The following is a 13,784-nucleotide window of genomic DNA, read 5'->3' as shown; positions in this document are numbered from 1 at the left end:
CTCCCGCGGGACCAGTCCCCGTGAAGGATGTCTTGAAACTTGCCCGGTTAACAATTAATAGTGTGTACTATTGATTTTCGGTCCTTGGGCGCCGCCTATTTCGGAACATCGATCAGGCGCTTCAGGGCTGCCGTCTCCTGCGCGGTTATTTTCTTGGACCATCCAAGCTCGCGCACGGCGAGCCGGCTTATCGCGGCGATCGTCTTTTCGCCGGGGTTTCCCAATGTGCCCAGGCCCGTCCTGCGTAAGAAAATATCGGACAGGGAACGGGCGGACTCGTGGCGCAGCGCGAAGAGGGCCTGGGCCGGGATCTCGCCGTCGTCGTTGAGCGGACGGGCCAGGTCCTTCGACGTGCGGGCGATGGCGAGTACCGCCTCGTACTCGGTGCCGTAATGGCGCACCAGGTATTCCACCGTGTTCGCCCCGAAATCGGCGTGCTTCTTCGCGGCGTCCGCCACGAAGCCCTCGATGTCCGGTAGTGAGCATCCGTAGAGGAAGCGCGCGTGCGAGACGGGGCGCCCGGCGGGCCTGCCGGCTTTTTTCGCCACGTGCCTGAATATCTGCGCAGCGAATTCGCGGCTCGTCGTGTACTTGCCCCCGGCCGCGGTGATGAGTCCCTCCACGCCGTCCTTCGCGTGATCGTAGAGGTCCGAGCGCCGGGACGCGGTATAGGTGTCCTCGGCCTGGGTCTCCACCAGGGGGCGCAGGCCTCCGTAGGCGTAGAGCACGTCCTTCCTCGCGAGTTTCACCGGCAGCGCCGCCGTACGGTTGATGACATCGAGGAATTCGTCGATGCTCTCCCGGGTGACCTTCCACTCGTCAACGGGCCCGTAATACGACTTCTCCGTGGGTCCGATAAGGCTGTGGCCGCGCCAGGGGGCGAAGCTGTAGTGCCCGTGCGCGCCCACGTAAAGCACCATTTTGTCGGTGATCTTTTTCGTGACCAGGTAAATGCCCTCCGAGCGTTTTTTCGGAAGGGGCGTCCGCGTGCGCTCCGTGCGGTTCAGGAGGGCCTGGGTCCAGGGACCCGTGGCGTTCACCGTGACCGATGCGGTGATCTTCATAGTGTTGCCGGTGATGCGATCGCGCACAACGGCTCCGCGCACGCGGTTTCCCTCGATGATGAGATTCTCGGACTCGACATAGTTGGCGACCAGGGCGCCGTGGGCCGCGGCGGACTTGATGAAGTACAGCGTCAGGCGCTCGGGGCTCAGGCAGAGGCAATCATAGTAGAGAAGGGCCCTGTCGGTATCGCCCCCCGGGATGGCGCCGCGGGCCTCGTCCGCGGAGAGCATTCGATGGCCCGGAATGCGCTTGCTCCTGTCCCAGGTCCACCGGCGGTCCAGGGAGAGGATGTCGTAGAAAAGGAGACCGGCCCGGACCAGCAGGCCCGGTTTCGGCAGCACGATGGGGAACGGGTACACCAGGTTGGGCGCGATGTTCGAGAGTATGCGCCGCTCGCGCAGGGACTCGCGCACCAGGCCGATCTCGAACTGCTGCAGGTACCGGAGCCCGCCGTGGATGAGCTTGCCCGTCGCCGCCGACGTCGCGCCGCCGAAATCGTCCTTTTCCACCAGCGCCGTCGCAAGCCCGCGGCTCGATGCCTCGTAGGCCAGTGCGGCGCCGGTGATCCCGCCGCCGATTATGAGCAGGTCGAAGTGCCTTCCGTCGTAGTCCTCGGTGAACCTTGCCAGTGAAAGGGTTTTCATGACCATGCCCCCTATCGTCCGATGATCTCTTTAATTTCGCGCACGAGGGCGTCCTTCTCGCTCGCGATGTCCCAGAACCCAAGCCGCATCATGATGATGGGAAGCCGCCAGCGGTCGACCTCTTGCATGGTCATTCCGGTGAGCCTCATGTAATGCTTCAGGTAGCCCCTGAGGATATAGGTGCGCACGATCCCGTAGAAGATCAGCTTCAGTCGGGACGTCCCGGGAAAGAGCTCCGCGTCGCGCATCAGGAAGTTCGAATAGGCGACGTCGGCGGCCGGGTTTCCCCTGGCAGCGGTCATCCAGTCGATGATGATTTTTTCGCCGCCGCGCACGATGACGTTCTCCGGGTGGAAGTCCATGTGGAGGAGGGATGATCCATCGGGGAGGGCGTTGATAATGCCCTTCACCTTCCGGCGCTCGTCCCTCGACAGGAACGCCAGGGGCTTCGTATCGAGCATATCAAGGGCGATCTCCCGGATGTCCCTGAGCTTCTTCGTCTTCCGCCCGTGGAGACCCGCGTGCAGCTCCGCCAGTGACTTCGAGACGCTGAAAAAGAGCAGCGGGTTTTTGTCCGGTGTCTTCGTAAGCGAGATGCCATCGATACGGTCGAGGACGATGCCGGTACGCCCCTCGACGGAGACCTTCTCGTGGCAGATCATAGGGCACCCGCCCAGCGCGTTGGCCTCTTGCGTGTTTTTAAACTCGGTGGCGATATCGGCCCCCGGAATCTCCTTGAAGAAGAGCTTCAGCACGAGCCCCTCCTTCCAGGCGAAGATCTCCGCGGAGCGGCCTATGGCTATGGGCGCGCCGAGCGCGGCTATGGTAAGCTTTTTTACGCTGTTTTTCATGATTCCTCCCTTCCGCGTTTTACAGGCTATTTCACGCCGGCGAAAAAACCGTGCAGCCGGTGGAGGCCCCCGCCATAGAGCATGAGGGGGCAGGCGACCGCGGTTTCTATTCCCAGGTCGCGGCACCGGTTCAAAATGGCCTGGTCCGCGACGTTTTTGCTGTTGAAGAGGATCTTCTTTACGCCCCTGCCGTGCAGTATATCCACCTGCCGGGCGGTCTCGTCTTTGTCGGTGATGAGGTACGCGCTCCTGGGCATGACGGGCAATGCATCGATGGTGGCATAGACGGGCACGGAAAATTTATCCTTCGGTTCGCCGGTCAAGGCATATACCTGGAAACCCTTTTTTGTCAGGGTGTTGTAAACCTGCGTGCAGAAGTACCGGTATTTCTCGGTGAAACCCACGAAAAGTATTTCCTTGTCGAAGAAGCCTCGGGTGAATTTGAGCATGGTGTCCTCCTGTTAAATGATGAGGCTATTTGGAATTGAGCATCTGAATACGTCGGGGGGTCGATACCGCCGGCCTGCAGAGATCCAGCGTATGCACGAGGTTCGAAATCCGTCCCGGATGAAGCAATAAAGGCCTGGCGATGATTTCTACTCATGTGAAGGGAACCGAGTGCATTTGATTCTCTCCGGTAAAGGTTATAATTGCACTGTTATATTAACAGTGTAATTTAATCAAGTTTTTTTCTGATTCGAGATGAATGAAATTATGGGATTTTTTCCGGAATCCGGAACGGTTTTTCGCCCCTCAACCGTATTAGTTTTGGGCGGCGCAGATACACGCGTCCCCCAGGGAGGATACGGAATGCTGCGCACTACCATAAACATGAGGATATCCATCTTCGATAAGATTAGCCGTGCCGCCGACCAGCTGGGGAAACCCCGGCGCGAAATCGTGATTCTGCTTCTTTCCCGCATTCGGCGCGATTTCAGGCGCTATCCAGGGGGATTTACCCTGGTGAAATACCAACCGAGGGAAATGCTGAATCTCTGGCACCCCTTTACGATTACTTATAAAGAGGAAGAGAACGAGTTGGTTACTGATTTCCGGAAGTTCGGGAAGCTTTCGGTCTCCTATTTCGTGGCGATCGCGACGGAGCGCTACCTGGATGAGTTGCTGGCGGATGGAGGGAAGAGCCATAACTATGTGCCTATCGACCATTACGCGCTGGGTAAAAGAGTACAAAACGGTGTTTGTGTCTGGGAAACCTATTGGGGAGACCCCGGAAACCCCGGAAAGATGAGCGGAAACACAAAAATCCACCGCCGCATCGGCGGCGTTTAGGCATTAATAACATCCACGCACTGCGCCACTGGAGCTACGCTATGCCCTTTTTGTCTCATGTTAATTAGCACACTGGCAACTTCCCGCTTCGACAGTTACACCTGGAATGAAGCCGTGCTCATGGCTTCATTCCCAAAAAAGAAAGGTTCTTCAGAAAATACGCAAACGCGATCCCCAGATAATTGCCCAGGGCCAGGCCTATTATCCCGGTGATGATGCCCGAGAGGATCACGTCCTTGTTCTTGAGCACGCTCGCGATCACGGGCACGAACGGGGCCGAGAAGATTCCCGCGACGTTGGTAATGATGACGGTGTCCGCGTCGATGCGGAATATGAACGCAAAGATGATATGCAGGACCAGGCAGCCGTATACGACGATTCCCGTGAAAATGATGACCGACGGCATAGCGCTCACTATCGCCTCGAGGTTGGACAGGGACCCGACGACGAGACAGAAGACGAACATGATGTACTGGCCGAACTGGAAGGTCATTTTCAGATTATGGATGTAGGGCACGAACGAGGCGATTATGCCCAGGGTGGTGATGCTGATAATGAGCGCCGCCATATTGAAATCCTTCGGGGCCAGCGTGTAGGCAAGCCCGGCGATGCAGAAGATGACGCCGGAAATGAGCGAAGCCACGGCCAGCGATTTGAGCGTCGCCGGTTTGAAGATGCCCGAGTAATCGTCGAAGTCCTTCACCTGGTCCTCGACGCACAGCGCGGAAGCGCCGTCCTGCGCCGGGGGGCAGAACGGGCGCAGCACCAGGTTCAGCAGGCGCTGGGCGAAGGTCAGCATGAGGATGAAATAGGGCGTGCACATGATCATGTCAGCGGTATTGGTAAGGACGAGAAGGTGCTCGGGCGCCTTCAGGGCGAGCCCGATCGCGTTGAGGTTCGCGCTCGTTCCCACGGGGATGCCCACGAGCATGCCCGCGACCTTCCAGGCGTCCTCGATCGTGTCACGGTAGATCATGTAGCCTATGAACGTCGCGATGAGTGCCGCCAGGATCATCAGGAAGCAGGACAGGAGGGCTTTTCCGGCAAGGAACCTCCAGCGCCGGACGTCCAGCGAGAAAAGCATGAGCGACAGCGCGACGGGAATGGTGACGGTCATGAAGTTCATCTGCACGGAATTGGCGGACGCCGGCAGCACACCGATATTGCCGATGAGCATCCCCAGGCCGTAACAGAGGATCCCCGCCCCGAGCTTGTCCAGGATGGGGATTTTTTTGCAAAGATAAATGATCAATGTGGGAGACACGAGAAAAACAGCGATCAACAGGATTGTTGCCGTCATGGTAATTCTCCTTTTCACACCATGAGCTTGAAGTGCGGTTCGCACTTGGTGATAACCTCCACGACGGAGGGCACGTCGCTGCCGAGCGCCGTTTTTAGCGCATCCCCCAGGTCGCCGGGCCTGTCCACCTTGTATGCCCCGCACCCCGCGGCGCGGGCGTACGATTCGAAATCCGGGGCCGGGTACTCGGTGCAGTAGCGGCGGTCCGGCGCCTGGAAATCCCGGATGTTTCCCAGCGCGGCGTTGTTGAGCACCACGTAGGTGACCGGCAGCGTGTACTGCATCGCCGTCTCCAGGCAGTGGAGCATCATCATCATGCCGGCGTCGCCGCATACGCAGACGACCTTCGCGTCCCTGCGCATGAGCTGGGCCGCGAGGGCCGCGGGGGGCCCCCATCCCACGCCGCCGGCCCCGCCGGGGGCGAACACCTGGCCCGCCTTTTTTGACATGAAGTGCCGGGCGAACCACTGCCGGTTGTTCCCCGCGTCCAGGCAGAGCATCGCGTCGCCGTCCATCGCGTCGTTCAATGCGCACACGATCCGCTCGGGCGCGACGGGGCTTTCATCTGATGAAAATTCCGCGCAGGAGAAAAAGCCCGTTTCGGCCTTGCGGGCTTTAAGCGCCTCGATGCGGGACCGGACATCGATCACGGGCTTGCGGGCGGATACGGCCTCGATGATTTTCCTGAGCCCCGTCCCGGCGTCCGAGACCGCGCCGATCTCGACGGGGTACGTCCATCCCACGTTGAGCGGCTCGATATCCATCTGGATTATTTTCTGTCGCGAGGGATTGATAAAATCCGGTGAAAGCATCCGCGTGTTTTCGGGGGAGAGCCCCGTTCCCACGGCGAAGAGAGTATCGGCCCCCATTATCTTTTCATTCGCGATTCTCTGCCCGATGCCGCCCATCGTGCCAAGGGCGAGGTCGTGCGTTTCGGCGATGGCGCTTTTACCCATGAAGCTCGTCGCCACGGGAATGCCCAGGAGTTCCGCGAGTTCGCGGAGCTCGTCGTACGCCCGGGAGCGGTGAATGCCGGCGCCGGCGATGATGACCGGCTCCTTTGCCCGGATGAGCAGGTCGGCGATGCTCCGGGCGGACTCCGTATCGACGCATGGCAGCGGTGTGTTCAGGTGGCCCGCAGCGGGATACAGCCGCGGATTCACCGTGTCCGTATCGACCTGCGCGGCGAACAGGTTCATGCGCGCGCAGACGCACACCGGACCCGGGCGCCCCGTCATGGAGTGTTTCACCGCGAGGCGGATTCCGTGCAGCACCTCGTCGGGGCTGTTGGCGAAGCTGGTGTACTTGGTCATCGAGCGCATGATGTTCGGCAGGTTGAACGATCCGTACTCGCCGGTCCCGTTCTGCCACGGCCCGTGCAGGGTCAGCCCGCTATAATCGCTGGTATCGGTGATGACGATCAGGGGAGAGCCGCCCAGGTACGCCTCCAGGATTCCGAACGCGGCGTTGGAGGCGGCCCACGCCCCCTGCGCGATCACGGCCGCCGGTTTCCCCGTGAGCCTTCCGTGCATATCGGCCATGCACGCCGCCGCGCCCTCGTGCCGCGCGAGCACGCTCGTGATCCTGTCCCGGTGCTGGTACAGCGCGTCGTACAGGAACAGCGCGCCGCCCCCGGGAACCCCGAACACATGGTCCACCCCGCATTCGATGAGCGTCTCCACCACGGCGTTGTTAAGCGATTGCATCATGATGCTCCTCCCGCCTCATTTTTTCTCTTTCACGATTTTGAAACACTCCGCCGCCACCTCGAGGGTCCTGTCGATGTCCGCCTGCGAGTGTCCCAGGCACACGAACCAGTTGTGATGCGGGTGCAGGAACACGCCGCGCCTGGCCGCCTCGCCGCAGAACAGCCGGTTCACGGAAAAATCCGCGTCGTTTTCGAACCGCATGAAGGGCATCACCGGGTGCCCGGTATAGTGAACGGCCATACCCGCGGCCTTCGCCTGGGCGAGCATTCCGTCCCTGAGCTTCACGCCGGTATCTAAGAGCTTTTTAATGACGCCGTCGCGGTTGATGATGTCGATAGTCGCGATCGAGGCCGCCATGGGGACCGCGGCGAAAAAATGCGTTCCGGTGAAGTACACGGCCTCGGCCGCCGCCTTGAAGGCGGCCTTGCCGGTGATGGCGGAGATGGGATAGCCGTTCGCCATGGCCTTCCCGAAGCAGACGATGTCCGGGTCGCACCCGTAGTAGCAGTGCGAGCCGTTTTCGTGGAGCCGGAACCCGCAGCGAATGTCGTCCATGATGATGACGATGCCTTCCTTTCTGCAGAGCGCCTCCAGGCCGCGGTAGAATTCCGGGTCCGGCAGCACCTGGTCCGCCATGGCGGGGTGATGATGCGGCGTGAGCATGACGCCGGCGATATCGCCCTTGTGTTCGCCGATAAGCCTTGAGAGCCCGTCGCGATCGTTGAAGTTGAACGAATGCACGTGCGCACGGTACTCCTCCGGAACGCCGGCGGCGCTGTGGGAGCACCAGAAGTGCGCCCCGTTGTAGGCCCCGTTGATCGTGATAATCGTTTTCCTCCCCGTATGCCGGCGCGCGACCGATGTCGCGTAGGTGGTGACGTCGGACCCGTTCTTGCCGAAGGCGGTCCAGTCCATGCCGCGGACCTGTTTCACGAGCACCGCGGCGAGCTCGTTCCACCGGTCCGTGGGCAGGGTGAAGGACTCGCCGCGCTTCATCTGCTCAATGGCAGCCTCGTCCACCTCGGGGTTGCACATGCCGAGCACGTTGGTGCCGAAGGAGCACATGTAGTCGATGTACTCGTTGCCGTCCACGTCCCATACGTGGGAGCCCTTCCCGCGGGTAAAAAAGCACGGGTACGAGCCGAAGGTCAGGAAGTGCGGGCTCCTGGGCCCGTAGATGCCGTTAGGCACCATCCTCTTCGCGTCCTCGAACATCTTGTACGATTTTTCGAAAGAATAGAGTTTCATGGGGCGTCCTCCTTGTCTATTTGTTGACCCTGCTTCCCGCCGTGCATCTTTTCCCTATAATTAATCACTCCCTATCTCAGGAGATAGGGGATCTCGACCCGCAACGCCTTGTGCGGACACTCGATCTCGCAGGGAAGGCAGAACCAGCAGGTGCGGTATTTCCCGTAGGCCTGTCCGCAGGAGATGCAGCGCCGCGCCTCCTTCCGCGCGGTCTCTTCGTCGAGGCACTGCTCGATTTCCGTGAAATCCCCGCGCCCGGTGAATTTTCTCCCGGGTATGCTCACGCGCTCCCGCGCGACATCGTTCTCCGTCACTATCTCGAATTTCGTTTCGACGGGACCCCGGTACGCGCGCCCGTAACGCAGGTGCTCCCCCGAGAGGAAGCGATGCGCCGATTCCGCAGCGCGTCGTCCCGACGCCATGGCCTCCACTACGGAACCGGGTCCGCCGGCCATGTCGCCGGCACAGAACAATCCCTTCTCCATGGTTCCCATGGTCAGCGGATCGAAGACGATTTTCCCATCGCGGGCGATGCCGATCTTCCCAAAAAAATCCAGGTCCGGCGACTGGCCCGCGGCGATTATGACCGATTCGGCCTCGACCGTTTCGACGCGGCACGAATCAAACCGGGGGCTGAATCGCCCGTCCCCGTCGTACACGCGTACGCAATGCACGAACTCCACGCCGCGTACCATCCCGCGTTCTGATAAAAATCGAACCGGTCCCAGAGAATTGACCACGCCGACGCCTTCCCCGCGCGCGCCCGCGATCGCCCATTTGAACGCGGGCATCTCGCGCTCCGATTCGAGTGAAACGATCGTCACGGAACCCGCCCCCAGCCGCAGCGCCGATTGCGCCGCGTCCACCGCCGCGTTCCCCCCGCCGATAACGACGACCCGCCCGTTCAACGCGGGTTGGTTGCCCGAACGAATCGCCTTCAAAAAGGGGAGGGCATGATGCACGCCCTGCAGGTCCTCGCCTTCGATCCCCAGCCGTGTGTGCCCCGCCGAGCCCGCGGCGAGTATGACCGCCCCGAATTCCCGGCGCAGGGAGCCCATTCCGTCGGTATCGATACGCGTACCGCATTTAAAGACCACGCCCATGCGTTCCAGCAGGCCTATCTCATCGCGCAGCACGTTCGCGGGAAGCCGGAATTCGGGAATGGCCCACCGGAGCATTCCCCCCGGTTCGGGTTCCGCGTCGAAGACGACCGTTTCGTGTCCGTGCGCACGCAGTTCGTACGCGGCCATGAGTCCCGCGGGCCCGGAGCCAATGATCGCGGCCCTTTTGCCGGACACAGGCTCCATGCGGGGCAGGGGCGCCGCGGTTCCCGGGAAGCGGTCCGCCAGGTAGCGCTTGAGAGCCCGTATTCCGATACTCTCGCTTCCTATCGCGGCATGATGGCACCCCGCCTCGCAGGGCTGCGAGCACACGCGTCCCAGTATGCCGGGGAAGGGCAGCGTCTCGCGGACGAGCTCGATCGCTTTTTCCTCTTCACCGCGCGCGATCAACCGGACGTAGCCCTGCGCGTTGACCCCCAGGGGGCACGCCTGCCTGCACGGCGACAGTTTCAACCGGAGGTTGTCAACCGGGCATTTCTCCACGCAAATGCCGCACGCCACGCATTTGTCGCGGTCGACGACTATATTGTCCGAAAGGGCAGTCAATAAATTGATCCCGCTCACCGTGCGCCCTCCTGAAGTCTGACGATGTCTTTCAATGTAATTTTAACGTCGCGCGGCTCCGTACCGCGCGAGAGGACGACATGCTTTACCCAATCCGAATCGTTCCGTTCGGGAAAATCGGTCCGGTAGTGCCACATGCCCCATCGGCTTTCCCTGCGCGCCTTGGACGCATGGGCGCTCAGGTCGGCGCACTGGATGATGTTTTCAATCTCGTAGACCTTGAAAAGATCATGGACGTCGCGCACCTGGACGATTTCCACGAGCTCCTGCCGGAAGCGCTCCATCCACCACAGCGCGCGGTTCAGCTTGTATTCGTTTTTCGGGGGGACGATATAATCGTTTATGATCCGGCGGACCTTGTACTCGAACTCCTCCACCGGCACCGGGTTCGCCCCCTGGTCGAACCGTGCGTCGCGGCTCCTTATCGCCTCGCGTACCTGGCCGTCGTCGTATTCGGATTTTTCCACACCCTGTGCATATTCGGTCGCGCTCTCGGCCGCGATCTCGCCGAACACGAAGGCGCCGGTGAGGTGCCCGCGCGCCACGAGCGAGGTGTCCCCCGCCGCGTAGAGTCCCGGCACCGAGCTTGCCGCGTGCTCGTCGACGCGCACCCCGGTGAGCCCATGCCCCCCGCAGAGAAAGCATTCCGTGGGCCAGAGCTCGATCTCGCCCGTGCGAAAGTTCACGCCGCGTCCCTCGTAGAAGCGCTCCTGCACGGGGCGCTCGGTGGTGAAAAGTATTTCTTCGATCTCGCGTATGCGCTGCTCGGGCAGGTGGCTCATGAGTATGCGCATGGGACCGCTGCCCTCGCGGTGGTGATCCACAAGCATGGACTTTATGGATGGGTGTTCCCTGCTCTTGTCGAACCCGAAGGCGTTGAGAAGCTTCGCGCCCCTGGTCAACGTGATGTAGAGCAGCGGCGCGTTGATGTCCTTGACAATGTAATAGATGAGGGTGTATTCGAACCCGCTCAGCTCCGCGCCGGCGCGGTAGGCCAGGCAATAGCCGTCGCCGGTGTTGCCCGGGTAATCGTACACGCCGTAAAGGTAGCCGTTGTTCGGAAGGCCGAAGCGCGCCGTCCCGCCCGCGGTAAGGATGACCGATTTCGCGGCGCAGGCGATGATCTCGCCGGTGCGCACGTTGATCCCCACGGCCCCCGCCGCACGCCCGTCCACCGTGAGAAGCTCGAGCGCCATCGTGCGGTTAAGGACGCGCACATTCATGTCGCGCAGGTGGCGCGCGAGTATCGTCTTGAGTTCCGGCTCCTTCATGGTGACGCAGAAGCGTCCCTTCGGGTGCACCTGCAGCACCTCGTACTGTCCCTTTGCGTCGACCGGGAAGCACACGTTCCAGTTTTCCAGTTTTTTAAGCATGTCCCAGCTGCGCTGCGCCATGCGGTAACTGGGCGGCTCGTCCAGGATATCCTCGCATGCCATACGGCTGGCCTCGACGTACAGCTCGGGGGTCGATATACCCGGCACCGCGACGATATTAAGCGCGTCCATTCCGCGCGCGATGCACCCGGAGTACGTGACGTCGCCCTTTTCAAAGATCACCACCTCCTGCGAGGGATCCATCTCCTTGGCGCGGATCGCCGCCATGGCGCCCGCGCTCCCCCCGCCGATGATGAGTACGTCGCAGCGAATTTCCGGAAAATCTTTATTCATGGTATCTCCGCATCGGAACCCCGAAACGCGTCCGCGCAATCCGGATCTGTTCCGGAAGACGCGACGGTTCCTCTCCTAAATCTCGGTGAATATTTTATACCCGGAGGTGACACAATAGCTCCGGCGGTATTCGTAGGGTACGCTCTTATAGGTGAATGAAAGCATTTCAATGGTGAGAAGGGGTTCGCCCTCCGCGATTTTCAACAGGCCCGCTGTCCGGGCATCGGCAGGCGCCGCGCCATACAGTTCGTGGTTCCTAATGGTGGGAAGCCCGTAGTTTTGCTCAATAGTTTCGTAAAGAGTGCTCTTCTCCAAGCGCCCGGCGGGCATACGGTCGAGGTCCTTGAACAGCTTTTTGGGCAGATATGATATCGAATAGACGACCGGCGCTCCCCCCGAGAGAAAGAGCCTGGTCAGCTCGAACAGGCGTGCTGAGCCCGGGATTCCCAGGTACCTGTTTGCCGGATCGAAGCCCGGCACCTCGCGTATGCCCAGCAGCTTCACCTCGAGGTCCGCCACCTCGTCGTTGAATTCCCGGACCATCCGGTAATACCGCAGGCTCCCCCGTTTCAGGGTGCTTCCCCCGACAAAGGTGCCCTTTCCCTGCACGCGGTGAAGATATCCTTCCCCCGCGAGGTTTCCCACGGCCTTTTTCACCGTCCCGATGCTGATTCTATATTCCTCCGCGATGAGCCGCTCCGAGGGGATCGCCTCGCCCGGCTTCCAAAGTCCGTCCTCGATCTTCCTGCGCAGCGCCTCCTGGAGCCGGTAGTAGGCGGGCAGCGGTGTATTGATTTCCTGTAAAAGTTCCTGTTCCGATAGCGACATCATGAATCCCCCCACAACCTCCGATAATGTAAGTCATATATATGAGTAGATGTCTATATAATAGGGCGTGTTTTGTCAACTCAAAATCATCGAAACACGTCGTGCAATTCGAAGGCGAATCGGCGTGGCGCTACGGAATGGGAAAGGTGGGGCGCCCGCACTCTCAGGCATGCCCGCCATATCGCGCTTGCCCCGGCGCGTAAATTATGCTATGCCATGCAATAAATTCGCATCGTGTCCGTCCCTATAACCATGAACAATATGAAAAGCCATCCCGGAATCGCGGAGTTTTTTAAAAGCGAATACGCGGCAATGGTCGCGTTCGTCCGCAGGCGTATCGACGACGCGGCCGATCGGGACGTCGAGGACGTGGTTCAGGACGTTATGATGCACATCTTCGACGCGGCGGACGTCACGCGGCCGATCGAGAACCTTTCGGCGTACGTGTACCGGTCGCTCCGCAACAGGGTCATCGACCTTCTCCGGGGGAGAAGGAACGACGTGTCGCTGGATGCGTCAGGCGGGGGGGAAGGAAGCGTTTCCCTGGCGGATGTGCTCTACGACGCGCGGTATGATACGGCCGCGGAATTCGAGCGGCACGAAGTCCTGGACAGGGTATTCGAGATCATCGACGACCTTGGCGAGGATGAAAAGGCGCTCATCATTCTCACGGAATTCGGGGGGAGGTCGTTCCGGGACCTGGCGGAGGAGTGGGGCGAGCCGGTGGGTACGCTCCTCTCGCGGAAGTCGCGGGCGCTCGCCAAGATCAGGAAGAGGCTTTTCGACGAGTATTGGGATGAAGAGGAGGATTAAGATGCGAAGAGGGCATGGATTCGGAATATTCAGGATCGCGGCTATGGCCATCGGCGGACTCGCACTAGCCGTACTCGTAGCGTTCGTGTTCGGGTATGTTGTCATGTGGCTGTGGAATTACCTTATGCCGGGGCTGTTCGGGCTGGGGACGATCGATTACTGGCAGGCGTTCGCCATGGTTGTGCTCGCAAAGCTGCTGTTCGGATCGCACGGCGTGCACGGTCGGGGAAAGCACGCGTGGGGTCGTCATCATGAATGGGTCGCGATGAGGCACGCACATCGGCGCGGGGGCGACAGGGAGGACTGGAAATACTATGGCGATTTCTGGAGGGAAGAGGGCCGCAACGCCTTCGATGAATACGTGAAGAGGATCAAGTCCGGCGATAAAAAGCCGGAATGATCCGCGGGAATTGATTCATTGCGCCAAGGGCCGCCCGGCATCACGCCGGGGGGCCATTTTTATTACGGCCGAAGCTTTTAAAGCTATATCGCTTATCGGTAGTGGAAAAAACGCTCCCCCCATACCCCCCCGGCGGGGGCAAAGACATCTGCTTATGGTAGAATATGCATATTCTACCGATTGCTGAAGTCCCCCTCCGGGCGCCGCACTGAGCTTGTCGAAGTGGGATTTAGGGGGAGGTGGCCGCGCTGGAAATAAATTTCCATCGCGGCCTTCCCGTCCGA

12 protein-coding genes are annotated in these 13,784 nt (G+C 60.5%); 3 read left to right on the top strand and 9 right to left on the bottom strand.

Features of this window, described 5'->3' with window-relative positions; all coding sequences use genetic code 11:
* Positions 1–95 precede the first annotated feature (95 nt).
* From EPN93_20690 to EPN93_20680, 3 genes are read right to left on the bottom strand one after another with little or no spacing between them, the layout of a single operon-like run.
* Positions 96–1,709, bottom strand: coding sequence for a glycerol-3-phosphate dehydrogenase/oxidase (locus EPN93_20690; protein ID TAL29759.1), 1,614 nt, complete (start codon positions 1,707–1,709; stop codon positions 96–98).
* A gap of 11 nt (positions 1,710–1,720) precedes the next feature.
* A complete protein-coding gene (locus EPN93_20685; GenBank protein ID TAL29758.1) occupies positions 1,721–2,560 on the bottom strand; it encodes a phosphotransferase in 840 nt (279 codons plus the stop codon).
* Between the two features lie 26 nt (positions 2,561–2,586).
* Positions 2,587–3,009 carry a CoA-binding protein gene (locus EPN93_20680; protein TAL29757.1) on the bottom strand — a complete coding sequence of 141 codons (423 nt, stop codon included), beginning with the start codon at positions 3,007–3,009 and terminating at the stop codon, positions 2,587–2,589.
* 361 nt (positions 3,010–3,370) lie between these two features.
* Between EPN93_20680 and EPN93_20675 the strand changes: the two genes are divergently transcribed.
* Positions 3,371–3,850, top strand: a complete 480-nt coding sequence (locus EPN93_20675; protein ID TAL29756.1) for a hypothetical protein — start codon at positions 3,371–3,373, stop codon at positions 3,848–3,850.
* Between the two features lie 118 nt (positions 3,851–3,968).
* On the opposite strand, the gene EPN93_20670 is transcribed toward EPN93_20675, so the two are convergent.
* The 6 genes from EPN93_20670 to EPN93_20645 all read right to left on the bottom strand — a co-directional run bounded on the left by EPN93_20670 (position 3,969) and on the right by EPN93_20645 (position 12,290).
* Positions 3,969–5,150 carry a DUF819 family protein gene (locus tag EPN93_20670; GenBank protein ID TAL29755.1) on the bottom strand — a complete coding sequence of 394 codons (1,182 nt, stop codon included), beginning with the start codon at positions 5,148–5,150 and terminating at the stop codon, positions 3,969–3,971.
* Positions 5,151–5,164: 14 nt separating this feature from the next.
* Entirely contained in the window at positions 5,165–6,859 is a 1,695-nt protein-coding gene (locus EPN93_20665; protein ID TAL29754.1) for a thiamine pyrophosphate-binding protein, read from the bottom strand.
* A 15-nt stretch (positions 6,860–6,874) separates the two neighbouring features.
* Positions 6,875–8,107, bottom strand: a complete 1,233-nt coding sequence (locus tag EPN93_20660; GenBank protein ID TAL29753.1) for an aminotransferase class III-fold pyridoxal phosphate-dependent enzyme — start codon at positions 8,105–8,107, stop codon at positions 6,875–6,877.
* 71 nt (positions 8,108–8,178) lie between these two features.
* Positions 8,179–9,792, bottom strand: coding sequence for an FAD-binding protein (locus tag EPN93_20655; GenBank protein ID TAL29752.1), 1,614 nt, complete (start codon positions 9,790–9,792; stop codon positions 8,179–8,181).
* Positions 9,789–11,459: an FAD-binding protein gene (locus EPN93_20650; protein TAL29751.1), complete on the bottom strand. Its 1,671-nt coding sequence runs from the start codon at positions 11,457–11,459 to the stop codon at positions 9,789–9,791. Before EPN93_20650 ends, EPN93_20655 begins: the two co-directional genes overlap by 4 nt.
* Before the next feature lie 75 nt (positions 11,460–11,534).
* Positions 11,535–12,290: a GntR family transcriptional regulator gene (locus EPN93_20645; GenBank protein ID TAL29750.1), complete on the bottom strand. Its 756-nt coding sequence runs from the start codon at positions 12,288–12,290 to the stop codon at positions 11,535–11,537.
* A 249-nt stretch (positions 12,291–12,539) separates the two neighbouring features.
* Here EPN93_20645 and EPN93_20640 point away from each other — a divergent pair, with 249 nt between their 5' ends.
* Together EPN93_20640 and EPN93_20635 are read left to right on the top strand one after the other, a co-directional pair.
* Entirely contained in the window at positions 12,540–13,100 is a 561-nt protein-coding gene (locus EPN93_20640) for a sigma-70 family RNA polymerase sigma factor (GenBank protein ID TAL29749.1), read from the top strand.
* Between the two features lies 1 nt (position 13,101).
* Positions 13,102–13,500: a hypothetical protein gene (locus EPN93_20635; protein TAL29748.1), complete on the top strand. Its 399-nt coding sequence runs from the start codon at positions 13,102–13,104 to the stop codon at positions 13,498–13,500.
* Positions 13,501–13,784: the final 284 nt, after the last annotated feature.

Source organism: Spirochaetota bacterium (genome assembly GCA_004297825.1).
Lineage (GTDB): Bacteria > Spirochaetota > UBA4802 > UBA4802 > UBA5368 > FW300-bin19.
The sequence above is the reverse complement of the archived record's forward strand: the minus strand, read 5'-3'. Positions and strand labels throughout refer to the sequence as shown.